This is a genomic window from Rossellomorea vietnamensis (genome assembly GCF_025398035.1).
In the GTDB taxonomy this organism is placed as follows: Bacteria; Bacillota; Bacilli; order Bacillales; family Bacillaceae_B; genus Rossellomorea; species Rossellomorea vietnamensis_B.
The window spans coordinates 4488780-4512205 of the sequence record NZ_CP104558.1 but is presented as its reverse complement, the minus strand read 5'-3'; the positions used below and the strand labels follow the sequence as shown (position 1 = coordinate 4512205).

At 39.8% G+C, this 23426-nt stretch carries 25 protein-coding genes and 1 riboswitch; of the genes, 5 read left to right on the top strand and 20 right to left on the bottom strand.

All coding sequences use genetic code 11. The annotated features are described in order from the left end of the window. Positions 1 to 9: 9 nt before the first annotated feature. Positions 10 to 1116 (bottom strand): glycine cleavage system aminomethyltransferase GcvT, encoded by a 1107-nt coding sequence (gcvT, locus tag N5C46_RS23180; RefSeq protein WP_261750416.1) that lies wholly within the window; start codon positions 1114 to 1116, stop codon positions 10 to 12. A 180-nt stretch (positions 1117 to 1296) separates the two neighbouring features. Beyond that, positions 1297 to 1388, bottom strand: a riboswitch (glycine riboswitch). A 174-nt stretch (positions 1389 to 1562) separates the two neighbouring features. Between gcvT and N5C46_RS23175 the strand changes: the two genes are divergently transcribed. Both N5C46_RS23175 and N5C46_RS23170 read left to right on the top strand, forming a co-directional pair. Further along, a complete protein-coding gene (locus tag N5C46_RS23175; RefSeq protein WP_261750415.1) occupies positions 1563 to 3263 on the top strand; it encodes a DEAD/DEAH box helicase in 1701 nt (566 codons plus the stop codon). Further along, the gene (locus tag N5C46_RS23170) at positions 3232 to 4023 is read left to right on the top strand and encodes a YqhG family protein (RefSeq protein WP_261750414.1); all 792 of its coding nucleotides are present in this window, start codon (positions 3232 to 3234) and stop codon (positions 4021 to 4023) included. Before N5C46_RS23175 ends, N5C46_RS23170 begins: the two co-directional genes overlap by 32 nt. 79 nt (positions 4024 to 4102) lie before the next feature. Here the strand turns inward: N5C46_RS23170 and N5C46_RS23165 are convergent, their stop codons facing one another. From N5C46_RS23165 to N5C46_RS23120, 10 genes are all read right to left on the bottom strand, one after another. Beyond that, the gene (locus N5C46_RS23165) at positions 4103 to 4282 is read right to left on the bottom strand and encodes a YqzE family protein (RefSeq protein WP_034757956.1); all 180 of its coding nucleotides are present in this window, start codon (positions 4280 to 4282) and stop codon (positions 4103 to 4105) included. Between the two features lie 56 nt (positions 4283 to 4338). Beyond that, positions 4339 to 4839, bottom strand: a complete 501-nt coding sequence (locus tag N5C46_RS23160) for a shikimate kinase (protein ID WP_261750413.1) — start codon at positions 4837 to 4839, stop codon at positions 4339 to 4341. A 352-nt stretch (positions 4840 to 5191) separates the two neighbouring features. After that, positions 5192 to 5725, bottom strand: coding sequence for a competence type IV pilus minor pilin ComGF (gene comGF, locus N5C46_RS23155; RefSeq protein WP_261750412.1), 534 nt, complete (start codon positions 5723 to 5725; stop codon positions 5192 to 5194). Further along, a complete protein-coding gene (locus tag N5C46_RS23150; protein ID WP_261750411.1) occupies positions 5625 to 5951 on the bottom strand; it encodes a type II secretion system protein in 327 nt (108 codons plus the stop codon). The genes comGF and N5C46_RS23150 overlap by 101 nt, the downstream gene beginning before the upstream one ends. After that, positions 5935 to 6336, bottom strand: a complete 402-nt coding sequence (gene comGD, locus N5C46_RS23145; protein ID WP_261750410.1) for a competence type IV pilus minor pilin ComGD — start codon at positions 6334 to 6336, stop codon at positions 5935 to 5937. Before comGD ends, N5C46_RS23150 begins: the two co-directional genes overlap by 17 nt. A 40-nt stretch (positions 6337 to 6376) precedes the next feature. Next, the gene (comGC, locus tag N5C46_RS23140) at positions 6377 to 6706 is read right to left on the bottom strand and encodes a competence type IV pilus major pilin ComGC (protein ID WP_261752417.1); all 330 of its coding nucleotides are present in this window, start codon (positions 6704 to 6706) and stop codon (positions 6377 to 6379) included. Positions 6707 to 6715: 9 nt separating this feature from the next. Then, positions 6716 to 7738, bottom strand: coding sequence for a competence type IV pilus assembly protein ComGB (gene comGB / locus N5C46_RS23135; RefSeq protein ID WP_261750409.1), 1023 nt, complete (start codon positions 7736 to 7738; stop codon positions 6716 to 6718). Further along, complete coding sequence (locus N5C46_RS23130; protein ID WP_261750408.1) at positions 7722 to 8087, bottom strand: ATPase, T2SS/T4P/T4SS family; 366 nt, start codon at positions 8085 to 8087, stop codon at positions 7722 to 7724. Before N5C46_RS23130 ends, comGB begins: the two co-directional genes overlap by 17 nt. 192 nt (positions 8088 to 8279) lie before the next feature. Beyond that, positions 8280 to 8918, bottom strand: coding sequence for a hypothetical protein (locus tag N5C46_RS23125; RefSeq protein WP_261750407.1), 639 nt, complete (start codon positions 8916 to 8918; stop codon positions 8280 to 8282). 70 nt (positions 8919 to 8988) lie between these two features. Next, positions 8989 to 9315, bottom strand: a complete 327-nt coding sequence (locus N5C46_RS23120; protein WP_261750406.1) for a hypothetical protein — start codon at positions 9313 to 9315, stop codon at positions 8989 to 8991. A 349-nt stretch (positions 9316 to 9664) separates the two neighbouring features. Here N5C46_RS23120 and N5C46_RS23115 point away from each other — a divergent pair, with 349 nt between their 5' ends. Beyond that, positions 9665 to 9856 (top strand): hypothetical protein, encoded by a 192-nt coding sequence (locus N5C46_RS23115; RefSeq protein ID WP_261750405.1) that lies wholly within the window; start codon positions 9665 to 9667, stop codon positions 9854 to 9856. Between the two features lie 69 nt (positions 9857 to 9925). On the opposite strand, the gene N5C46_RS23110 is transcribed toward N5C46_RS23115, so the two are convergent. Both N5C46_RS23110 and N5C46_RS23105 read right to left on the bottom strand, forming a co-directional pair. After that, positions 9926 to 10177 carry a DUF3006 domain-containing protein gene (locus N5C46_RS23110; protein ID WP_261750404.1) on the bottom strand — a complete coding sequence of 84 codons (252 nt, stop codon included), beginning with the start codon at positions 10175 to 10177 and terminating at the stop codon, positions 9926 to 9928. Beyond that, a complete protein-coding gene (locus N5C46_RS23105) occupies positions 10167 to 12251 on the bottom strand; it encodes a cell wall-binding repeat-containing protein (RefSeq protein ID WP_261750403.1) in 2085 nt (694 codons plus the stop codon). The genes N5C46_RS23110 and N5C46_RS23105 overlap by 11 nt, the downstream gene beginning before the upstream one ends. Before the next feature lie 154 nt (positions 12252 to 12405). Here N5C46_RS23105 and N5C46_RS23100 point away from each other — a divergent pair, with 154 nt between their 5' ends. Both N5C46_RS23100 and N5C46_RS23095 read left to right on the top strand, forming a co-directional pair. After that, positions 12406 to 12597 carry a hypothetical protein gene (locus N5C46_RS23100; protein ID WP_261750402.1) on the top strand — a complete coding sequence of 64 codons (192 nt, stop codon included), beginning with the start codon at positions 12406 to 12408 and terminating at the stop codon, positions 12595 to 12597. A gap of 191 nt (positions 12598 to 12788) precedes the next feature. Next, a complete protein-coding gene (locus tag N5C46_RS23095; RefSeq protein WP_261750401.1) occupies positions 12789 to 13007 on the top strand; it encodes a hypothetical protein in 219 nt (72 codons plus the stop codon). Positions 13008 to 13103: 96 nt separating this feature from the next. Here the strand turns inward: N5C46_RS23095 and N5C46_RS23090 are convergent, their stop codons facing one another. From N5C46_RS23090 to N5C46_RS23060, 7 genes are all read right to left on the bottom strand, one after another. Further along, entirely contained in the window at positions 13104 to 13982 is an 879-nt protein-coding gene (locus N5C46_RS23090) for an N-acetylmuramoyl-L-alanine amidase family protein (RefSeq protein ID WP_261750400.1), read from the bottom strand. Positions 13983 to 14030: 48 nt separating this feature from the next. Then, positions 14031 to 14267: a PTS mannose transporter subunit IID gene (locus tag N5C46_RS23085; RefSeq protein ID WP_261750399.1), complete on the bottom strand. Its 237-nt coding sequence runs from the start codon at positions 14265 to 14267 to the stop codon at positions 14031 to 14033. Between the two features lie 14 nt (positions 14268 to 14281). Further along, positions 14282 to 14563: a hemolysin XhlA family protein gene (locus N5C46_RS23080; protein ID WP_261750398.1), complete on the bottom strand. Its 282-nt coding sequence runs from the start codon at positions 14561 to 14563 to the stop codon at positions 14282 to 14284. 356 nt (positions 14564 to 14919) lie between these two features. Beyond that, entirely contained in the window at positions 14920 to 15096 is a 177-nt protein-coding gene (locus tag N5C46_RS23075) for a hypothetical protein (RefSeq protein ID WP_261750397.1), read from the bottom strand. A gap of 15 nt (positions 15097 to 15111) precedes the next feature. Beyond that, positions 15112 to 19605 (bottom strand): phage tail spike protein, encoded by a 4494-nt coding sequence (locus N5C46_RS23070; RefSeq protein WP_261750396.1) that lies wholly within the window; start codon positions 19603 to 19605, stop codon positions 15112 to 15114. Beyond that, positions 19602 to 21098 (bottom strand): distal tail protein Dit, encoded by a 1497-nt coding sequence (locus N5C46_RS23065; RefSeq protein WP_261750395.1) that lies wholly within the window; start codon positions 21096 to 21098, stop codon positions 19602 to 19604. The genes N5C46_RS23070 and N5C46_RS23065 overlap by 4 nt, the downstream gene beginning before the upstream one ends. A 12-nt stretch (positions 21099 to 21110) precedes the next feature. Next, positions 21111 to 23423, bottom strand: a complete 2313-nt coding sequence (locus tag N5C46_RS23060) for a phage tail protein (RefSeq protein WP_261750394.1) — start codon at positions 23421 to 23423, stop codon at positions 21111 to 21113. Positions 23424 to 23426 lie beyond the last annotated feature (3 nt).

Here is a 23426-nt window from a genome sequence, read left to right as displayed (position 1 = left end):
ATTCCTCCCCTATTTCTTTGGTCTTTTATAAAAAGGTGTTGATGCCACTTTCGCTTTAAGCTTTTTCCCCCGGATTTCAACCAATACTTCTGTATCCAGTGAAGTGAATTCCTTATTAAGCAATGCCAATCCTATATTTTTCTTTAAGGTAGGAGATTGTGTCCCTGTTGTGACTTCCCCTATTTCTTCTTCACCTGAAAATACTTTGTAACCATGACGGGGAATGCCGCGGTCGATCATTTCGATACCCACGATCTTTCGAGGGGCACCTTCTTCTTTTTGTCGTTTCAGTACTTCCTGCCCGATGAATGGAATCTCTTTATTCACTTTGACAGCGAATCCGATTCCCGCCTCGATTGGTGTGATCGATTGGGATAATTCCTGTCCGTAAAGGGCAAGATTCGCTTCAAAACGCAATGTGTCACGTGCACCCAGTCCGCATGGAAGGACGCCTCTCTCCTTGCCGGCATCCAGGATCGCCTTCCAGATCGCAGCCGCATCACCTGCATCACAGTAAATCTCGAATCCGTCTTCCCCTGTGTAACCTGTACGGGAAATGAGTGCGTGCTTTCCATCTATACTCACTTCGGTCTGAAATTTAAAAAACCCGATGTCACTCAATGCATGTTCATTTGTGATTGTTTGTAAAACCTCTTCGGCAATCGGACCTTGTAGTGCCAATTGCGCCATATGTTCAGAAATATTATTAATTTCAACTTCTTTTGTCTGATGTTCTTTCAGCCATTTGAAATCTTTATCTATATTTGCTGCATTGACAACAAGCAAATAATCATTGTCTTTAATTTTATAAACAAGTAAATCATCGACCGTCCCACCGTTTTCGTAGCACATAGCCGTATACTGAGCTCCTCCGTCTTTCACTTTGGAAACATCATTTGTCATCATTTTTTGTAAGTAGTCAAGAGCCCCTTCACCCTTCACTTCAATTTCTCCCATATGAGAAACGTCGAATAGTCCTGCCCGGGATCGTACCGCTTCATGTTCTTCCTTAATACTTGAGAATTGCACTGGTAAAGCCCAGCCACCGAAGTCGATGGTCTTTCCTCCATACTCTTTGTACACTTCGTATAAAGGTGTTTGTTTTAACTCTGACATGACTTTTCCCCCTTTATCTTCCTTACATGCATAATCCTTAACCACGTTTTATCCCATGAAAAAAGGACAGAAAAACCCCTTTTCATAAAGAAGGTTTCTCTGTCCTTGCACCTGAAAGTTTACCGAAGAACGGCTTTCCCCTTTGGTGGTTTCCTGAGTCGGAAACACTCTCCAGAGTTGCGTCCAACAAGAGTCTTTTTGCCTGAGAGATTCACACTTTTACGTGCTTGCTCCTTCGGCGCTGTATGCACAGTCTCTCCCCTTGTCATCATTCGCCAATATTCCTTGAAACAATTGGTCATACTAGAAATATACAGAAGAAATGTTGTAAATGTGAATGTTCGGATTTTCGAGTTTTTCTAACAATTGAAAATCTATTTTCATCCTACCATTAAATACGAGTTTTGAGCAATCATTTTTATAAGAATTAAGGAGATGTTTTTCAGATGAATGTTGAAGTTATATTTGATGAAGAGTGGGGAGAGGGTCTCGAGAATTTAATCGAAAATGATGGGCCATGGGGGAACTGGGAACTTTATAAGCTCGCCATCGAATTCGAGCATCATCTTGCAATTCCGAACTTTGAAGGCCTGCAGGCTCCGAAACATTTGGCAAACGTCACTCCTCTCCCTCATCAGCTGGAAGCAGCGAAACAGGTTGTGGAAACGATGAATGGAAAAGCCATCCTTGCAGATGAAGTCGGACTCGGGAAGACGATCGAGGCAGGGTTGATATTAAAAGAGTACATGATTCGGGGTTTAGTAAAAAAAGTATTGATACTTGTTCCCGCTTCCCTCGTTTCTCAGTGGGCGTATGAATTGAACAGCAAGTTCTTCATTCCCGCCGTACCCCAGAGAAAGAGCTATGTATGGGATCAATGTGACATCGTGGTCTCTTCCATGGACACTGCTAAAAGAAGTCCTCACCGGGAAAAGGTGTATGAACAGGATTATGACCTGGTGATCATTGACGAAGCTCACAAACTGAAAAATCATAAAACAAAAAACTATGAATTTGTGCAGAATCTAAAGAAGAAATTCTGCCTGCTTTTGACTGCCACGCCCATTCAAAATCGTGTTGAGGAAATCTTTCATCTTGTTTCCTTATTAAAGCCGGGGCATCTTGGAAATGAATCGGGATTTACGGACAGATATAAAAAAGGAGATCGTTCGCTTCAGGAGGATGAACATTTAAAGAGCCTCATTAACAAAGTGATGATCCGTAACCGACGTGGTGATACTGGTATCGAATGGACAAAGCGACATGTGAAGACGGTTTTGATCGATTTCAATGAAGCCGAAAGGAATCTGTATAACAGTATCGATCTGCTCAGGGGGAGATATGATGACTGGGCCAATTCAAGTTCCTTCTCCCTTTTGACTTTACAGAGAGAAGCATGCAGCTCACGTGAAGCTGTTTTTTACACCCTGAAGAATATGCTTGAAAAGAAGGAATCACCTACACCCGCCTTCGAACAGATGATTGGGACACTGATGAAAAAAGTAGAAAATGTCACGATGAACTCAAAGGCTCAGAAAGCATTGGAAATCGTACAATCCATTAATGATAAGGTGATCATTTTCACCGAGTACCGGGCGACACAGCTTTATCTTCAATGGTTTTTGAAGCAGCATGGAATCAGCTCGGTCCCATTCAGGGGTGGATTTAAACGTGGTAAGAAAGACTGGATGCGTGAATTATTCCAGAAGCATGCCCAGGTGCTGATCGCCACCGAAGCCGGCGGGGAAGGAATCAACCTTCAATTCTGCCATCACGTGATCAATTTCGACCTTCCCTGGAATCCCATGAGGCTTGAGCAGCGAATAGGCCGTGTGCACCGCCTCGGGCAGACGGAAGATGTCCATATCTATAACTTTGCAACAAAGAATACCGTTGAAGAACATATCCTGAAGCTTCTGTATGAAAAGATCAATCTCTTTGAGCGGGTGATCGGTCAATTGGACGAAATCCTGACGCGCCTTGATTTCAGGGATTTTGAAGAGCATGTGACAGACATCCTTTCCTCCTCCCGTACAGAAGGGGAAATGAAGATCAAAATGGAAAATTTGACGAGTATGATTCAATTCGCCGAACAATTAAAGGAGGAGAAATCAAATGCAGCAACACGAAATTCATCGATTTCTTGAGAGGTACTTCGTCGCCAACGGCTGTGATATGGTTGCGAACGTCAATGGATATATGACCGTACAGCTGACAATCGATTTGGATAAAGAGCTTATGAACCGTCCGTTCTACTGGCATTATCTTGAGAAGACAGGTGGCACACCAAATCCTATGACATTATCTCTCGTCACGAATCCCGACCAGGCACCGGAAGATATGAAAGGAGAACCGATTCACTTTGGTTCACCCCGGCTGCATCAGATCTTTCATTCGACGCGAAATCTGGCAGGGTATATCCGACTGTATGAAAACCGGTACACACCAAGCGGACAGCAAACCCCGCTCCACCCTTGGCTGGGCCTGAATATTAAAATATCCTATCAATCCAATCGAAAGAAAGACAGCATCAAAAGCATCGGATTAAACCTGATCAACGGCGTCATAGAAGAGGACTTTCATTCATCATTATTATCCAGAAACCTGACGCCGAAGATTCCTGATTTCTCATTCACTTTGACACCGATCATCAAGCCGAAAAGCGGAGTGAACCGGATTCAGGCTTATCTTTATGAAGAAATTAAAAGGGAGCCCGTTGAATGGGCGGAACAAGCAAGGAAAACCTGGGATGAGGACCTTCAACTTCTGAATCATTTCTATGGAGATCAGGAAGAAAAGCCTGAATCTTACTTTCTTGAACAGCAGGCGTTAAAAGAGCAGTATGAACCGAAAATCACCATTGAAGTTATAAACGGCGGGATTTTTTATCTGCAGCAGCCAAAGTGAGGATTCAGGGGGAGGCAAACTTTGTTTCTCCCCCTTTAACTATCAAAAAAAGGACTACCCTAAAGGTAATCCTTATCCACTATTTATTTTTTTTGAACATGATCATGAAAGCATATGGAATGATGCCGAACCACCTGAAGAGAAATGGTTCACGCTCATTCTTTCTCTGCTTTTTTAATGTCTTACGTTCATGGGGTGATTTTTCATAATGCTGGACAAATGTTTGTGTTATGAACTTAACATAATCATTTACTGACATAAAAGCACCACCTTCCGCTTTTATCAGTATTCCCATTAGAACGGAAATTATACAGCCTAACTCTTGATATAAGGCACTATCGCTTGAACCACATTATCTACTGATTTATGATCTGTATGAATGGTTACTGAGCTCCCTTCTTCATACAGGGGAAAACGACGCTCGAAAAGCCCCAATAATTTGTCCTTAGAATTATTTAATACCAGAGGACGATTCTCATCCCCTTCAAGTCTTTCCCATAGTGCATCAAAAGTGCATGTTAAATGGAACACAGAGTCGTTCTGCTTTAGAAAATCCCGATTCGCCTTTTTTTCCACCACTCCCCCACCAGTAGTGATGATGGCTTCTTCACTTTGTAATTCAAAGAGCACTTTCGTTTCCAGATCCCTGAAATATGATTCACCATGTTGAAGAAAGATATCTTTGATTGCCTTTTTTTCTATCCTTTCAATGTATTGATCCATATCGATGACCGGAAGATCCAGTACGCCTCCAAGGCGTTTTCCGATTGTCGTCTTTCCTACCCCCATAAAGCCAATAAAGAAAATCGGTTTCATAATCTACTCCCAACGTATGATTTGTTTTGTTTCCCTATTATACACAACCGTCGCAGGAAGAAAAACCTTATTATCACGTGAAAATGTCACTTCCAATTGGACTTCTTGCGGGTTTAGCATCTCACTGATGGTCATGACATCACCAAAATTGGTACTTACATTCCCTGAAGGATGGGGTCCATTCTCGATTTCCAATAAGATCGCGCGGGAGACACTTATATTTCTTTCCTGGATACTCTTCATATTAGAGAGATACTGATATTTACTTATAAACAAATCTTTTGACGCAAGTGCTAAAACAAGGACAATCATCAATAGGAACAGTGTATACGGGAGAATGAACCCGTTATTGTTAAGGAATGGCTCCTCCCCCCTCAATCGCTGAAAAGGAGAAGAAGTTCCCTTCCACTTTTTCCCCGCCTTCAAATTCAAGATCCATGTGCACCCCCTGATCGATGACATTAAACTCAAACCCATCCACTGACTGAAGGACGATTTCATGACCTCTATTATTCACCCTCCTTCTAATGGACTGATTATATTTTTCATACATTATCGTATCCCCATCCATGACGAAGGAGATCTGATTGGGCAATACATTTACATCCTTTGCTTTCCTCAATTCATTTCTTACACTCTCATGGAATAAATTCCATTCATAATAACGGGGAGGGACCAAATCTCGCTTGATCGTCGAAAAACCTTTCATCATCAGGGGAATACTGAGGGAAATCATACAAAACAAACTAAAGCTTAACAGAGCCTCAATCAATGTGAACCCCTTCTCATCCATCCGCCCCGACACACACTTCACGGATAGTCCCTGCGTCTTCATCATAGCGTACACATGCTTCACCACTCCCCCCGTTTTCCCAAATGAGCTCATACCCGACCCCCTTATAGATTCTTGAATGATCGACAAACTCATGTGTAACGATTGCCTCCTCCACCCCTTCCCGAAGGAATTTCAATGCTTCCACTTCACGTTGGAGCTTTTGAAGCCCGGACGCATAATGAATGAGCAAAGGGATGAACAAGCCGCATATCATGAGGACACAACTAAACGCTACGAGTGTTTCCGGTAATGAGAAACCCTTAGTATTCCTGTACATAAAATCTCCCTTGACCAATTTGGAACATTAGAAACAAGGTGACATCGCCCATTTTAAAATTCACCCTGCCAAATCGGTTTGTATTCCCATCGGGATAAAAGGTGATTTCCTCCAGGCTGTTCGTTGAATTGATCACTATGCCGGCAGGCAGCTCTCTCGAAACAATCGTTTGTCTTGCGTCCGTTTTAGCAACATATTTATTTGTAAATGGATAAAAAGTAAGGAAGAGAGGTGTTTGATGATTGATACTGTAACTCTGGATCTGGTAGAGGTCTGATTCGAGCTGCGAAATGAACAGTTCCTTTTCAGTATGATCTTTCAAAGGAATGATGGAGAAACCAACCCATGATAATAAAATGGTAAAGATCAATAAGGCGATGAGCATTTCAACGAGGGTATAACCCGCTTCAGCTTTTATCCCTTCATTAATCAGCAGCTGTCACCACCTTCCCTTCAGCATCGATGGAGATGGCCCTTCCGTCGGGACAGGCTTTATAGTCATCATTCAGATAACCATCAGTAACCAGTGTATCAATGGTCACTGGATCTGTATTCCCATCCATTTTATACGCTTCAATCTGGCCTTCCACCATATGAACGAACGCTTCACATCCCTTAGAATTGATGGAGTTACTCTGATTTGTGACATTCGGGATGGTGATAAAAAGCAAGACGGAAATGACGAGCAAAACGATCATCATTTCGATTAGGGTGAATCCTTTTTCATTTTTGAGCATAATTTTCCTCCTGGGTATGGATTTCTTTTAGATTCCCTGCATCATCTGAAAGAGTGGCATCATGATGGAGAAATAGATCGCCATGATGAATAGACCGACAAAAGTAAAGATGGCAGGCTGGATATACTTGAGAGAGGCATGCGTTTTCTCTTCTAATTCCTGAAAGCAGATCTCACTGTAAATATGAAGTTCCTCTGATAATCGCCCGTTCGTCTGCCCATGCTGGATAACGAAAGACAACTCTTCCTGGAAAAAAGGCATCGTGGAAAAACATTCATGAAACGGACTCCCGGCTTTGAGTTGTTTGATGCAACGGCTTGAAATGTATTGTAAGGTGGGACGGAATGATTGTCTTTCGATAATGAGGAGGGATTCCGTGATGGATACACCGCTTGAGAGCAGAAAGCTTAATTCCCTTGAAATAAAGTGGGAATGACCGAGCTTCATATAAGTGGAGATCAATGGTATTCGACATAAGACAACCGAGAGCTTCACAGAGGAAATTCTCTTTTTAAAAAGGAAAAAGAAGATTGTAAGGAGCAGGAGAAACAGTAATCCTGCACAGAAAATCATGGGGAAGTTCTCAATGAAGTGTAAAAGATACGTAAGCTTGGCGGATGGTTCATAGCCCATCGAGGAATAAAGGGACTGAAACCTTGGAAATAATACCTTTCGAAGTAAGACCATCATGATGATGGATATGAAAATTAACATGAGCGGGTATTGAAAGACCTTTTGCAATTGCTCCTGATTTTTTCTTCTTTTTATGAGATAGCTTCCTGCCTCAGACAGGGTATGTCCCATTTGGCCATGATGCTCGGCGAAAAAAATCTGTGCGCTGACATGAGCGGGGATGTTGAGTTGTTTATTCATCACGGAGGAAATGGACTCTCCTTTTTGAAGGGAGCCGATCAATCTCTTTTTTAATTTGATGGTTTTCTTTTCTTTGGGGAGCAAGAGAAAGTCGATGGCTTCTGTAAAGGAATAGCCTTTTTGAAGGAGGTCACCAAGCCTCTTCAGAAATTTACCTTGATCATCGCTTTTCTTCATGAACCCATTTCCTATATTCATGTTCTGAAACAAATCCGAGTGCCACCCCCTTACAAATTAAAGCCTGCAATGTATGGTACTGATGTTCTGCCCTCTCACCCTTCGCTTCCTTCAATACTTCCTTCAATGCACTACCCGTAATGATCTCATAGACAGATGCCCTGTTTCGGTTCTTCCCTCTAAGACATTGACCGCCACATTCCGCTTTGCAGATCGGACAGAGGAGCTTCAGCAATCTCTGAGCAGATACAGCGAGCAGCGTCTGTTCGATATCATGCCACTCGATTCCCAGTTCCATCAAGCGATATATCGCCCCTTTTGCGTCCCTTGTATGCAGGGTGGAAATCACCAAATGACCAGTGATAATAATAGAACCATGCCCTTAATTGCATATAAATATAAGTAGGAGGGAATTGAGTTGCATCCTTCCATAAATTTCATTTCTTTTTTCAAAATAATCCCTCCAAAAAAGACAGCCCTGAGGGCTGCCTTTATAAGAAAATGAGCTTTATCCTCCTAATGCAAGGGAGAGAAGGTAGAATCAATCAATTAAATTTACATCTTTTGCTTCTTGTATATAGACATCCCCAAAGTCATTATAGAGTTCTAGCATTTCAGTCCCGTAATCCCCTGCAGTGATTAAAGTAGCCATTTCTTCATTTTCTAAATACAAGTCTAATTCGTTTTTGAAGAATATCATTTTCGAAAGCGTTTTAGTGTAGGCATCCAATGAATCCTCAAAGATTGTTACACCACCAACATCTGTCATTTTGTCTTGAGTACATTCAAGACCATTCTCAGCTATTTCAATGCTTTCAATAATTAAATCACGTTCTACAACATATTGATCATTCTCAATCCGAAGGGCTTCCTTGAATTTATTATAACTATCAGGAATATATCCATGACATTCAGATACGCCTTCAAGAAATTCATTATCAACTGCAGACATATTGTTAACAGCCTCAGTTTTAGAAGTGTCATTGTTATCCATTTCTGAAGTATCTGCTGAACTTGATTCGATTTTCTTAGGGTCTTCAGTTGTTTTTGAATTTATTACTTCAGATTTCTTTACTTCAGATTCAGATTTCTTTACTTCAGATTTAGGCTCTTCAACAGTATTAGAGCAAGCAAAAAGAGGAAAGCTCATAAGCAAAATAATTATTAGTTTTTTCATCATTATTTAATACTCCCAATATTCAGTTTTTAAAAGAAAATAGTTTTCTCTTTTTTAACTAAAAAAAAGATATTTACTTTACTCTTTGAGACATCTCTTTGCTCAATTCCACAATCTCTCTTTGAGCTTCTAGTTTATTTTGCAACTTAGCAACTTCAAAATTTAATTCTCCATTAATTTTTGCTAATTCTTCGTTTTCTTTCTTAAAATTTTTAATGATTTCTTCATTCTCAGCATCATATCCTGTTTCTCTTACATACCGAAGAATAAAATAAGGAATGAAATAAGACGTAATCAGTGAAACCGTAAAAATAAAACCAGGCATATCTAAGTATAAAACGATACTTGAAAAGACAATCATAAAGCCAAAACTTAGTAAAGCATTTGTAATCCTAACCAAAATTCATTTCCTCCTTGAGCATTTATAACTAACTAATTCTGCACCGCAATAAATTATTCCTACATTTTCCCAAAATAAAAAATAACCCATAACAACTTATTTAGTGGTATGGGTTATTTTCACATTAGAATTTGAGCAACACTTTAATATCTTAACTTTTTTATTTAAGACGATTAATAAAAAAATTTAAATTCCGAATTGCTTCCTACAACAAACCTGCATTTCAGGGGGTTAAATTTGGACAGCATTTCAGTAAAAATACACAAAATATTTTACATATATATTTGTAATTTTTGAAGGGTTTTTTTGTTGTTCAGCGAATTACTTACAAAGGGAAAGGAGGGATATAATGAAGAATAAAATCAGATGTCATCACTGCAAGGAGTTCTACCAACCACAAGATAAAGTAGCACTTAACTACGCAAACACAATTTTACACTTTGATTGCCCGGATACTGAAAACCTTCCTATTATCGATGAAGGGACTTTCGAAGAAATTGTAAAAAGATATTCATTTTTTAGCGATACCTTACTCAACTGATATTTCATTTAGATAAGGTACGCTTGCCAAAAAGAAAAGCCCAACTCAATTGAGAGGGGCTTATGCTTATTAATTATTTTTATCAATAAGTTTCTGAAGTAAATCATTAGCTTTTAGTCTTGCGGATTTAGTTTCTTCTACTAGAACCCTACTCGACTGAATTTCATTTTTTTCTGAAAAAGTAAGCTCTAGGATATCCCCTTCAACAGCTGGGAGTATCTTTTCTTTATCTACAATTAATTCCTCAGATTCATCAGACCTTAAAAGAAGAGTTGCTTTCTCCCCTTCAATTTGATCCAAAGTATAAGTTTTAGTATTCACTTACTAACTCCCCTTGAGAATTATATAGTCGAGCCTTATCCCCTGAATTATTCCAGATATAAGCTCCTGTCCATTTTAAGTAAGTAGGCGGATTGTTAACCGCATTTGCTCCAGATGTTATATTCACAGTTTTACCAGCCTTTAGAATAAAATTGTCAGGAAAATGATATGTTTGATTTCCTTCCACGCTTACAAGACGCCAACCTGCCATAGTAATGTCACCGGTACCTTTATTTTTCACCGTAACTATCTCAGTTTCTAAATTAACACCTGTTAAGGACACGTTTGCAACCGGTTCTGGAGTTGGCTCTGGATTAGGGTTTGTTGGCTGTTGACCAATATAGATATATCCCCCATCATCCGACATCTCAATTGTACCGTTTACTGTGGAAATCAAATCGACACCATGGTTCACAAGTCGATTATACACCTCACTATGTGGATGTCCATATTGATTACCTTTACCATAGGATAGAATTCCAAAAGTAGGATTTACTGCTTCTACAAAAGCTTGTGATGTACTTGTATATGATCCATGATGACCAACCTTTAAAACTTCAGCATCTAAGTCGTATTTCTGAATTAGACGGTCTTCAACGTTTACTCCAGCATCACCTGTTAATAGATAGTCTATTTCATCATGAGAAACCATAAGAACAATACTGGCGTCATTATTATCAGAGCTATTAGAGCCACTATTTAGCACCTTTACATTGACAGTCGAATCTAATTCGATGCTATTCCCTTCCTTAGCAATCGAAAAAGGAATATTCTTTTGATCAATCAATGATAAATAATCTAGATAAGTCTCTGAAGTATGGGATTTACCACTATCTAAAACCTTACCTACTGGAAACTCATTTAATACATCAATCAATCCACCAATATGATCTGCATCTGGATGAGTAGCTACCATAACATCAATTTTCTTTACTCCCTGAGATTTAAGATGATTAACTACCACATCTCCAACTGCTCGCTTTCCACCATCTACAAGGACAGTTTTTCCATTAGGCATTTTAATGAAAATGCTATCCCCTTGTCCTACATTAATGAAATGAACTGATAGCTTTCCTGGCGTATCGTAGCCAAGCCCTCTTAAAGCATTATCTGATACTGCATTTACTCCACCCAATACAAATGTATTCAAGGTTTTGTCTTTCAAGTAATTTTTTGTCTCAGTTGCTGCTGTCTCAGGGTGAACTAATAATATTTTAGCATTTAGCTTTTTAGCTAATCCCGAAGCTGCAACTGCATCAGGGTAATCTTGTTTTGACGAAGAAACAGATACACCTCGAACTAATATAATATTATTTGAATTAGTGTTCAGATTTTTTGCTGCAGCTACACTTGTAGCATACCTATTTACTCCGGAGATACGATTTACTCTAATCCCCTTCGCTTTTAACTGTGTTTCAACATTTCCCGAAATAACCCCTGCGCCTCCATAAATATCTACTTGTTTAATAGTTGAAGGCAATTTTATGCTTAACTGATCTTTTTCAGTTAAATAAATTGGGGTCTGATTAATAGATGATGCAGCAGAAGCAGAGAGAGCATCGGCAACAGTGTAGCCATTAGCAAGAATCGCCTTAGTTCCTTTAGAAGTTCCTGCGACTTGATTTATCTTAGATGCTGTTTCAAATCTATTATTCCCTGCAACTCTTTGAACATTATATCCTTTTGATTTAAGCGAGTTTTCTATTTTAGTAGAAATAGCGGCAGCGCCACCCATTAGATAAACCTTCTTGGTACCCAAACGTTTAAGCTCATCTTCGACGGACTTATCTAATTTAGTCGGATATGTAAGCAAGATCGATGCATCCTTAACCCCTGCTAAACTTGCTGCAGCTAACGCATCAGCAGGGTTATCAGCTCTTGCTAACACAACTGCTTTTTCAGAGGATGTTAGCCCATTCGGCCATCCTTCTTTTGAAACTCCGATAGCTGTATCTAATCTTGTAGTTCCAGAAATCCTTTTGTAATCACCAGCTGCGTCAGTGGTAAACGGAGAAGCAATAATACTACCTATGACTAATAATAGAGAAAGGAAAACAATCGATAACTTCTTCATACAATTCCTCCTTAAAATGGAAAATACTATATAATTCTATCACACTGGTATAATTAGGGAAATAAACTTCGGAGATTCAAAACGTAAAAATTGAATTGAAATTTTATTCAAGAGCAATCTAAGGGGATAACTAAAAAATATATGGGTGTGGAATATGAAAACAAGTGAATTATTATCAATTAAATCAGATTTAAACAGGTTGAAATTAAAACTTATTAATATGGGGTTATCTTTAGAGGACATAGCTTATTCAAAAGAGGATGCACTGTCTGAAGTGTTGGAGTGCATTCTTACATTAGATGAAATTGATTCACTTATAAGATTCGAAAGTAAGTACGAGGTTTAGATTCACATATTTAAATGTAAAATAAATGAAGAAGCCCATCTCAAATGAGAAGGGCTTTGCTTATAAGCCATTGAAGTTCATGTTGATTATCAATATTCTCTTTTCTGCTCTTTTTTATTCATATTAAACCTACCAGAAAAAAGGGAAATCCCTACTCATATAGAAATAGTACAATAGAGGTGGTGGAGTAAGTGAAGCACGTTGCAGAAATAAAATTGGTGATTGACGAGAAACAAGTTCATAAAAGGAAGGAGTTTCACTCCAGGGCCAAAAATCACATTCCTTATTGGATTGATAAATGGATCAAAGAGATAAAAAATGAGAGGGGTTTACCTGAAGTTGAAATTATAAGTGTAACGATAGATAACAAAAATGACATTACTGAAAAGGTATTGAACCTTAGAAAATAAAAGGCCCTCTCCACCAAGAAGAGGACCACAAAAAAGCCATGAAGGTTTGTACAGGCGCTCCTTCATATTTTCACCAATGATAAAGTAACATATTCATTATTTTCCTAAATAAGAAATAACTTTTTTACGGGTATCCCATCGATTGGCACCAGAAAGATCAATGACACGATTTGTCTTTTTCTCCAATCCTTCAGTTGGTCCACCAACTACCATGAGTTCATTGATCTTCAGTTTTTCATTCGCAAGAGATTTTCGGTTATAAAGTCCACATTTCTTCTCATTCGCTAAATCGTACCCCACGCTTATGTCTGCATCTGAATAGACTACTACTGCCATTTTAATCATTTCTTCTTCCTCCTTTTGCTGTGGATTTGCAACCACTTCAATATATTTCTTATTAAAAAATCTGCATAGTGCTCTTGCTTGAGCTTCAGCACATCGCTCGGCGTAACCTGGATCTAAGAATATTTTTTTAAAGTCATCAGGGTTTGTCATAAAGCCATTTTCAATTAAACATGCAGTCATCTTTGTTTCTCTGACAATGTGTAAGTCCGTCCAGCTGCCGAGTTCACTTTCGTGATCTCCGTTTCCATGAGTATCGAATCCCATTTTTTCATATTCTTCAATTAAAAGCTTTTGGAGTCGCTGAGATTCAGGATGATTATGCCAAGCAAAGACGCAGATACCCTTTATTGATTTATTCCTATTTGCGTTTGCGTGGTTTGATATAACTGCATCCACATTTTCCGCATTGTAAAAGTCAGTACGCCTGGTCAGTGAAACTTCTGGTTTATTTGGCTGTTGGATTCTCTTTTCTCCAATACCACACCTCTTTAAATGTGCCGATAAAGCTAAAGTCACTCTTGAATTGAATGAGTGCTCTTCATAGATCTTTCCGTTCACAATGACCCCTTTTCCACCAGTTCGATCAAACGTATCACTTCCATGCCCCGTGTCGTTACCAAGTGTCGTCATTTACATTCTCTCCTTTCAAATTAAAAGAACTACCTTAAAAAGCAGCTCTTATTTCTTCATCACCTTTTGTTTCTTGAGTGCATTCTCTTTTAATCGATCGCGCACATGAGTGTTCTTCCATATGGCATAAACGTTCAATACAAGTGAGGCTGCCGCAGCAGCCATGAATACAAATGCATCAATACTTGTTTGGTTGAACCAATCAAAGCTAACCCCTATTGTTCCAAGAAATAAAAATACGGAGGTCAGAAAACCTCCGAGCAATGTAAAAATATCTTTTTTCATTTTATTTTCCTCCTCTATTTCTGAATGAATCCATAAAAAATAGCAATTGCTCCTCCAATAACTCCAGAGCTAATTGCCGTTATAATCGCGCCAGTTATTTTCCTTTTAATCCAGGTCGTGTTTTCATCAATTTTGTTAAGTGTTTTATTGAGTGTGGTGATCTGCTCCTCATGCCGGGTAGTCGTGCTTTTCAGGTCACTAACTTCTTTTTCGAGGATTTTAATGTCACTCTTCATTTCCACTATATCCTTCTCGTAATGATTCATTTCATGATGTACCTCCACTGTATTCGACATTGTCGTTGCCCCCTTCTCTATTTATCATGAGAGGGATCACCTCCTTTCATCTCTCGAATATTTTCAATGACAACGGGAAAAATAAAGCAAATATTATCACAGGAGAGATAACGATGAAAAAACTTTACCTTCCTTTATTCTAATGTTGTTCTGCTCAATAGTTCATTATTACTTCACACATCTTGGTCAAGAAAAAAACAGAAAACGATTCATAATTAGTGGGATAATATTGACTTTATTAGGATTGGTTTATTCAACTTTACAAACCACCATTATTATTAAATCTGTGAATTCTTCTAAAAGCAGTCAGTAAAATAATTTAAACCTCTTAGACTTTAATCTTATTCTGTAGATTCCTATGAATTAGATGTTTTTTCTTGATACTTAGCAACCTCTTGGGATAAAGCATCGTTCTTTTGATGAAATTCTTGTAGCTCTGCTCTGGCAAAAGCCAAGTTCCCTTCTAATTGACCAATCTTCCCTTGCAGCTGAAGAATCACTTTTTCCTCTAAACTTAATGGTTTTTGTTCCATAAGTTCACTTCCTTTCTAATTCATGTGGCTATGCCACCCTTGTTTCAACAAATTGATTTCTTTCACTGCTTCCTGCAAGACTTTCCAGAGGTACGTATTCATAGCATATAAGTCAATCCCTAACTCATCTCCAAAATCACTCCTGACCTCTTCTGGAGCTTCTTGGGCAGATAAGCCAATTCTCATTGTATGGGTTTCGTCTGAGATGAGACTATATTGTTTTGGAGTAATGTTTAAAAACTCTTGAAGAATTTCATTCTTCTCAAACTCAATCATGTTCTCTTTCAGTCGCTCATCTGATACAGTCCTAAAATCAGAAGCGTCAATACGGGCGTATGCGGTGTTTGCTCTATTTCGTATCTGTGCTGCAGGCGTTGAACCGTTTAATCCTTGGATGGTTGTTTCGCCAAGTACAAAAGCCATGTGGCCATAATCTTCAAATTTCTTATAAATTTCAACACCGATGATGTCATCAAAATACAGCCAAATGGTTCCTCTTCTGTCACCAGATGCAGCTCCATCTTGCCTCCAGTAGTTGCCATTGCCTGCTTTTAATCTCATATCACCATTAGTCGTATCCATTAATGTCCCATTACCGAATCTTGTTAGACTAGACCCGACTAATTCTTCGTTGAAAATATTCTTTTTAACCGTAGATAAAGGTGATGGTCTTGAGTAGTTATCGGCTCCATCTCCAATAGCATGTTGAACCATAAAATAACTAGTGTTAGTTGTTGTGCTGGTATAGGTTGGCCTGAATAACCTTGCTTCGATATCTCCCGACCCATTTCTAAGAGCTACTGTGTTACCTGTATCCTCCGTAGAAGGGTTGTACCCAGCTAATTTTAATGAATCACTTGCCCTACTGTTTATACCCAAATATTTACTTGCTAGAGGTGAACCCCCCTCAAGTATGTCGGCAGAAGCTTGTATTCTACCTACAACATCCAGGATAACATCCATTGCAGATCCTGAATTAGTCAGTCCTCGCATGGTTAATGTTCGATCACCTTTATATGTTTCTGCGATTATTTCCCCCGTTTTGGTAAATACACTACCACTAGAACTGTGATAGCCAGAATCAAATGAGATAGATGCTCCATATTCCGAGTCAAGGTGTAGATCGCTAGCTTCTATACTTCCAGAGAAGCTACCAGTGGCACCATTTAGGTGACCACCAAAAGAGACATTCCCTGAACTATCAACCTCGAACTGATTATTTATGTTCAAACCATTCAATGATTTTATATGTTCTGCAAGCACCTCTTTGGCTTTAATATGAACACCTGTTACAGTATCTGCTCGAAGATTCCCTCCATCGATTTCCACCGTTCCTGTATATCTCCACTGATTTTGAATGTTCTTTGCCCGGTTTGATTCAAGAACGGATATGTCCACTTCTTTGAGAACCGGCAGGGCAGCCCACAATGTTCTCCTTGAACTATTTCCCCAGTTTAACCACCTGACAGTTAAGGAGTCCGTCCTGGAGTTGAATTGAAAGTTATACTGATTATTCACCCCTAGATCTTTCGTCAGTAACGTATCACTGACATCAAATCCTGCCGGTATAATGTAGAAAGTATGTTTTTTCCACGCTGTAGTAGGGGTCACTGCTGATACCCCATATGGATTCGTATTTAAACTCCCTTTCCCCCCACTGGAGGCAGATATCGGATACAATCCTATATTTGATGACGCATCGTTATAAGCGTATAACCCAATATAGTTAAGTCCTGTGGAAGCTGTAGACTTAAGCCATATTGTCAGTTCATACATTTTACTGGAATCAATTTTAATCCCGTTTTGACGTATCATTGTGTTACCTGATGACACGTTTTGCAGCACCATTATGGGTGTCCCATCATCAAAGGTCTGAGTGGAAACAGTCGCTAAATCCCAATCATTTGCATGGCCCGTGAAATTAGGGTTGTTAATAAGGTTTAATTCACCATTTGGTCCTTGAGGTCCAGTAGGGCCACGATCACCTGTATCTCCCTTATCACCTTTTATCAGTACCCATGTATACTTTGAAGGGTCTGCTGAATCGGCGGACGTGAAATCCGTATAGGTGCCAATATATGTTTTACCTGAAGCACTTGTAGTAGAAAACCCACTTGTGCCAGTGGAGTTATTCGCCCAAGCTGTATGAAAGTATGGGGTCTGACCATTAGATCCAGGTGGCCCTTGAATCCCTTGTGAACCATCAGCTCCTTTAATTAAGGACCATCTATAACTGGAGGGATTTGTGCTATCGGTAGATGAAAAGTCAGTATACATACCAATATGGGTTTTTCCATTTGAATCACCTACAGAAAATCCACTTGTTCCAGTAGAATTATTCGCATAGGCAATGTGAGTGTATGACGTTCTGCCGTCAGCTCCGGTAGCCCCTTGGATTCCCTGATCCCCTTTTGCCCCTTGGATACCTTGGAGACCGGCAGGACCCTGAGGACCCGTATCTCCTTTATCCCCTTTGTCTCCTTTAATAAGCGTCCATTTATAGTCAGCAGGATTGACAGAATCGTTCTGTTCATAATCCGTATAGGTACCGATAAAGGTTTTTCCCGTCGAATCACTCACAGAAAAACCGCTTGTTCCGGTGTTATTTGTTGCATAGGCGATGTGAAGATAAGGAGTTTGGCCATCCTCCCCAGTTGGACCAGGCGTTCCTTGATCTCCTTTTTCTCCTTTGATGAGTGTCCATCTGTACTTTGACGGATCACCAGAATCGGTAGATGTCTGGTCCACATAGATACCAATATACGTTTTGTTGACAGGGTCGCTTACGGAGAACCCGCTTGTTCCGGTACTGTTGGTTGCGTAAGCGACGTGAGTGTAAGAAGATTCCCCGGTTTCTCCCTTTACTCCAGGGATTCCTTGGTCACCCTGAGGACCCTGTAAGCCTTGAAGTCCCCGTTCGCCTGGATCTCCTTTGTCTCCTTTATCCCCTTTGAATAGAACCCACTTATAATCAGTAGGGACATCACTTTCCACTTCAGTCGATTGATTGGGGGACAAACCAACATATTTTTTTCCTGATGGATTGTCACTCATGCCATTCCCATTCGAATCATCGGCGTATTTAATCCATGTATAGGTAGGTTGTCCATCTTCTCCAGGAGGACCCGGTACACCTTGATCACCCTTCAGCAACATCCAGTCATATTCCGTTGGATCCATAGAAGGGGATTCCTCTGTTTTATTGTAGGCAAAACCAACAAAGGATTTCCCAACTGGAGAAGAGGAGATTTCTGTACCATTTTGGGTATCTGCATACATCACCCAAGTGTATAAGCTCCCACCGGTCGGAACCCATTTATTGATTTCAGGATTCCAGGTATGGGCAATTTCTACTGATCCTCCTGTTTTAATCCAAATGATGTTACTTCTACCATCAGGAGGAGTTGGAGACTTAATAACCTTCGTTGAGTAAAGTGCCTGCAAGTTCTTCCAAACTCTAAATACGTCTTCTTTCTTATACTCAATGACCTCACCTAGCTTGTACTTCTTCTTAGACTTATTGAAGATAGAACGTTCAACAAAAACAACCCTCGAATCCAAGTACATCGGAGGGTTGAATTTTTCATCTTTGATTTTGGCAGAGTCCCCTAAATGAACAACTTCATGATCGTAGCCAAAAATGTGATCCAGGGCAGCGCCTTCCGCTTCATACTCGACAGCTGCGGTGATTCTCTTCTTGAGTTCAGCTTTTCCCAATTGAGTCAGACGTTCCACGGTCATTTCTGTGTCAGTAGATTGTGGTTCATATACTTCTACAAGGTGTTGCCCTTGCCAATTCCAGTTTTGGAAGGCTGCTTCATCCGTCACTGTCACCTTTAACTGGCTACCGTCTTCTCTTTTAGGTCCAAGACAGATCAGGGCGGTAACAACTCGCTTGGCTAATAGTCTCCGCTTGATGCCAAGGAGGTCTTTGCCTCCCACGATTTCTTTTCCAGAGTCCTGGCCAACCTTTTTCACAAAATCTACGAATCGATCGATAACCTTGTTTCCGGATATAACGACACGAAAGCGTATCTCACAATCGAATAAAGAAGCAATCGCTTTTAAAGCTTCGTAAGCATCCAGGTCTTTCTCAATGGTCCATTTGCGAATCCCACTATATTCAGTTATTCCTAGCTCCCATCCTTTTATCCCCTGCAAGACAAATGTTCCTGCGGCCTCTACCGTCTGACCATCTCTTACCTCTGGATGAATGGTTTTTAGCTTTCGAAGATCATAATAGGAAGCTTCTGCATATACTTCGACTTCTCCCTGTTTGGTTAAGTCATCTTTCTCGTATACTATAAATTCTCTGTAATCTCCTTCGTCAGCTGGGATGAGGAGTCGCGATCGCCCTTGTATCTTATCTAAATCTTCTTCTGTCACAGGTGCGATAAATTCATACTTCTCATTATTATCAAGGGAATTCTGATGACTGTCATAGGATACATTCGTAATCCAACCCACAATTCCACTATTTTGATGATCAAGAATGTGTATGATACTCATTGGTACGCATCCCTCCATATTGCCTGGACTTCCGAAACTACGTCCGAAGGGTTCACTACGTAGACGTTATCCCCCTTTTGCAAATGAAAGAAGCGTGCTCCAAAGTCCTTCCCTGTGAATCGATCGCCATTTTTATAGATTTTTGATTCTTTATGATTAAACTCAAAGACATCCCCGGCTTCTCCGATATATGGGATTCCTTCAGGTTGAGAATTGATTCTATATACTTCAATCAAGCGAATTCTGGCTTTTGATGGTGTAGGAGAATTGCCATGAGTACCAATATGCATCCCTACAGCAGCCAAATCCTGTTGGAATTCGTTGTTCAAATCGTTATAGTTGAACGTTGGTTTATGTCTAGTATAATTTGAAACGTCCTCACGGATTCCTTGCTGTGCAATCGAGAATTTAAACTCTGTTCCCTCTTTCTCAATTTCCATATATCCAAAGAAATCTGAATAGGTCCAGTCCATCGAAACGATGTATTTTGAATTAGCTCCATTCCTGAGATTAATCTCTACATCTACACCTCCTGTAGATTTTCGTAAAACAACTGAAACCTTTCCCATCACTTGACTGGATGCATTTAATAGATAAACCTCTGTACGTGCACGCTGGGAAGGATTATTTCCAACATTAAAAAAAGCCCTGATTAAATAATCAGTAGCCGTTGTGCTCACAGAGCGTGCTTTAGTTGGTCCGTGCCACGAGCTTCCTGAACCATAACTAGTTGCATAGTAGTCTAGCCCATCTGCTACCAATGTTCCTCCATTGGTTCCTCCATCAGGCGGGAATAAGGCATTGGCCCATCCTGTCATATTTTCACCGTTTGCCGTCAGGATCTTGGTGTATTTTTGGAATGGTGTTTGATCTACTGTTACCGGGCGACCAATTCTCATATAGTCTTCATCGCCAATGATGTCCAGGAAGGTAGTTGGTTTAGAAAGAACAAATCGGAATGTAGGTGGAGTCAAGACATTCCCTCCGTTATGGAGAGTGATTGGAATGTCTAAATTTGTGAAGATAGGATCTTTTACTCCCCCATATTTATTGGGATCCGAGCATAAGAACGTAATACTCCCTATTAAAATATTTGAATCTTCTTCTGGAACATCATTTGAAGACATAGTTGCATTAAAACTAGCATTTTCATCTGTAAACACCAGTTCTTTTTTTGATTCTTGCAAGAAGGCATTTAAGCGATTATACCTTTGGCGAAAGCCTTCATTTGTCCTGTCAGTGATTTTATATTTAACTGTGATTTCTTTTTCAGCACTTGTTAGTTCGCTTGATTCCATGAGTCCGTCTCGTCCAGGGATTTCAAACGCATTGACTCGATTATTCACGTTACTTCTTCCTGATACTGTTAACGTTGTAAAGCTTCCATTTTGGTCAGACAATACCTCATCAATATTTGTTCCGTTAAAAATGGTTTGAATAGATAGAGAGGTACTTAAAGTACCAGGATCCGTAAGGTCTACAAACTCATACATAAAGTACCTCCTTTAGTTTCCGGAGTGTAATTCTCTTTCTTGAACTTCTGTAATATCACTGACAAAAGCTTTGAAAACTTGCCGTCCTAATTTCAGACTAATCGTAACAGGCTGCTTCGTTGTAACTTGTACTTGTGCATTTACTGCGCTACTGACCTGAGAGGTACTGCTTCTTTTAAGACCTTTAAGACTTGATCTGATCTGTGAAGCGTTAACTGACAGCTCCGGATTGAATGCTGTTCTAACTCCTCCTGCTAGCTTTGCCGTTGCCCTTACCAAAGGTGACTTAGCCTTTTCGATTGATGTTCTTATAGGGCCTTTAAAATCCATCCTATGGATATCGCTTAATGGACCACGTTTAGCTGGAGAGAATGGCCAGAAATCACGAACTGCTCCAACGATGTTATTAACTACCCCCAGTATCTTTCCTTTCATGGATGATAAACCGTCGATTGCACTTTGGATGATGGCTTTACCAGAATCATAGAGATTGATACTGTCAAAGAAATCAGTAATGTTCCCCCATATATTCGACACCGTTCTAAACATATTTTGCATTTGATCAGACACCGCTTGACTCATTGCTCTAAAATCTCCGGTAATTAGCCCCTTCAAAAAATTAAGTGTGTTTTTGAAGGTGTTAATAATAAAGCCCCATATATTTTGGATGATTGAAAGTGCCATCTGCATATAAGACTGAATAATGTTATACAGTTCAGGGAAATTCCCCTTGATGTACCCTAGGATTTTTAGTGCAGATTTCAGAATGAAATTTGAAACCCAGGACCAAATTTTCAAAGTCCATTGCTTCACTTTATCCCAGTTTGCTATAACTAATACCACCAGGCCTAAGACTGCTGCAGTTACCCAGCCAATAGGTCCCATGGCTATCACCCAAGATAGAGCCATCCGTGCTGCCCAGATTAATGCACGAGTACTTAGTTTAAGTAACCAACCTATCATCTTTCCAACAAAGCCACCAAAGGCTGTTCGTAGAAGAATCACAGCTGGAATAACAGCGATAAGTACTCCAGTCAGAGAAATTGCCCATGCGATCAGTTGACCAATGAGTGGGTAAGCCTTCATCATCGATGATGACCAACTCAAAAAGCCATTTACTAAATCAAGTATTTTAGAACCGAGTGGTGCCATTCCAATACCAAGCTGAATCAAGAAACTAGTCAAATTCCCTATAAGTGCAATAACCTTTGGTCCGTTTTCTTTTACATAGTTAATAAAGTTTTGAAATCCCTTAGACTCATCCAATTTGGCCGACCAAGCCGCGAATTTTTCAGTAAGACCTACTAACCCTCCCTGCATATCTTGAGAAAGTGGAGAGAAGGCAATCATTAAATTCATAATCCCCTTCATGACATTCCCAAAGGACTTACCAAGTGCTGTCATAGAAGGTCCTACACTCTCGTTCAAGAAACCAATAAACTCCTTAAATTCCTGTGTTTCCATTGAAAAACCAAGGCTTTTAGATAGAGAATTAGCTGCACTTATTGCACCATCAAATGCCGGCTTTAGATTCTTAATCAATGCTTCAAACTGTTCTAAGCTACGGATAAAAATATCCATCACTGGTTTTTCAAATTGCTTGGAGAACTTGCTCCAAAATTTACTGAAGGACTGGACTGCTTTTAAACCACGTTGCTGTTCTTTAGATAAACTTGCTTGAGCCTGCTCAATTTCTTTCAAAATCTCAGCACGCTTCTCTAGATCGGTTGTGTTGGCAAGTTCCTTTCGAAGATCCTTGATAGTTTTGTTAGCCTCAAAAACATCATTTAAAGCTGAAGTAGCAACTGAACCAAATAAAATAGCTCCTGTCCCCGCTGCAGCAAAAGTGGTTGCAAGCCCGCCTAACCCTCCTGCTAAACTAGCGATTACCGGGGCTATAGCAGGTAGAACAGATAAAAACCCTCCCTGAAGGGCATTACCTGCCACTATTCCAACGGAACTCATTGTTTTAGCTATTCTATCAATTCGGCTTTGAAACTTGTCTACTCTGGCTTCTACTCGAACTATAATTTTATTTCGAACCAGTGCTTTAGCTTTCGCCTGTAAATTGTTTATTTTCTTGAAGAAGCTAACTGTATCAGCATCTACTTCCTTTTCGGCTTTCTTCCTTGTAAATGACTCCATCATTTTTTTCGCTTTTTTAATGTTCCGTTTAAGTGGATTAATATCGGCCTTTAAAGTCGTGTCTTCTGCACTCTCAGCCTCCATTTTAAATCGCTTAGTTATTTCCCTTGCCTTTTGAATGGCGTTCCTATATTTCGTGACATTCGCTTTCAATTCTGCTTCTACGGAATAGTTGGACAAGTC

Bases quoted from the DNA above. Each gene is read 5' to 3' on its own strand.
- gcvT (WP_261750416.1), bottom strand. From the start codon at position 1,116: ATGTCAGAGTTAAAACAAACACCTTTATACGAAGTGTACAAAGAGTAT.
- N5C46_RS23175 (WP_261750415.1), top strand. From the start codon at position 1,563: ATGAATGTTGAAGTTATATTTGATGAAGAGTGGGGAGAGGGTCTCGAG.
- N5C46_RS23170 (WP_261750414.1), top strand. From the start codon at position 3,232: ATGCAGCAACACGAAATTCATCGATTTCTTGAGAGGTACTTCGTCGCC.
- N5C46_RS23165 (WP_034757956.1), bottom strand. From the start codon at position 4,282: ATGTCAGTAAATGATTATGTTAAGTTCATAACACAAACATTTGTCCAG.
- N5C46_RS23160 (WP_261750413.1), bottom strand. From the start codon at position 4,839: ATGAAACCGATTTTCTTTATTGGCTTTATGGGGGTAGGAAAGACGACA.
- comGF (WP_261750412.1), bottom strand. From the start codon at position 5,725: ATGAGCTCATTTGGGAAAACGGGGGGAGTGGTGAAGCATGTGTACGCT.
- N5C46_RS23150 (WP_261750411.1), bottom strand. From the start codon at position 5,951: ATGTACAGGAATACTAAGGGTTTCTCATTACCGGAAACACTCGTAGCG.
- comGD (WP_261750410.1), bottom strand. From the start codon at position 6,336: ATGCTCATCGCCTTATTGATCTTTACCATTTTATTATCATGGGTTGGT.
- comGB (WP_261750409.1), bottom strand. From the start codon at position 7,738: ATGAAGAAAAGCGATGATCAAGGTAAATTTCTGAAGAGGCTTGGTGAC.
- N5C46_RS23125 (WP_261750407.1), bottom strand. From the start codon at position 8,918: ATGATGAAAAAACTAATAATTATTTTGCTTATGAGCTTTCCTCTTTTT.
- N5C46_RS23115 (WP_261750405.1), top strand. From the start codon at position 9,665: ATGAAGAATAAAATCAGATGTCATCACTGCAAGGAGTTCTACCAACCA.
- N5C46_RS23105 (WP_261750403.1), bottom strand. From the start codon at position 12,251: ATGAAGAAGTTATCGATTGTTTTCCTTTCTCTATTATTAGTCATAGGT.
- N5C46_RS23100 (WP_261750402.1), top strand. From the start codon at position 12,406: ATGAAAACAAGTGAATTATTATCAATTAAATCAGATTTAAACAGGTTG.
- N5C46_RS23090 (WP_261750400.1), bottom strand. From the start codon at position 13,982: ATGACGACACTTGGTAACGACACGGGGCATGGAAGTGATACGTTTGAT.
- N5C46_RS23085 (WP_261750399.1), bottom strand. From the start codon at position 14,267: ATGAAAAAAGATATTTTTACATTGCTCGGAGGTTTTCTGACCTCCGTA.
- N5C46_RS23080 (WP_261750398.1), bottom strand. From the start codon at position 14,563: ATGTCGAATACAGTGGAGGTACATCATGAAATGAATCATTACGAGAAG.
- N5C46_RS23075 (WP_261750397.1), bottom strand. From the start codon at position 15,096: ATGGAACAAAAACCATTAAGTTTAGAGGAAAAAGTGATTCTTCAGCTG.
- N5C46_RS23070 (WP_261750396.1), bottom strand. From the start codon at position 19,605: ATGAGTATCATACACATTCTTGATCATCAAAATAGTGGAATTGTGGGT.
- N5C46_RS23065 (WP_261750395.1), bottom strand. From the start codon at position 21,098: ATGTATGAGTTTGTAGACCTTACGGATCCTGGTACTTTAAGTACCTCT.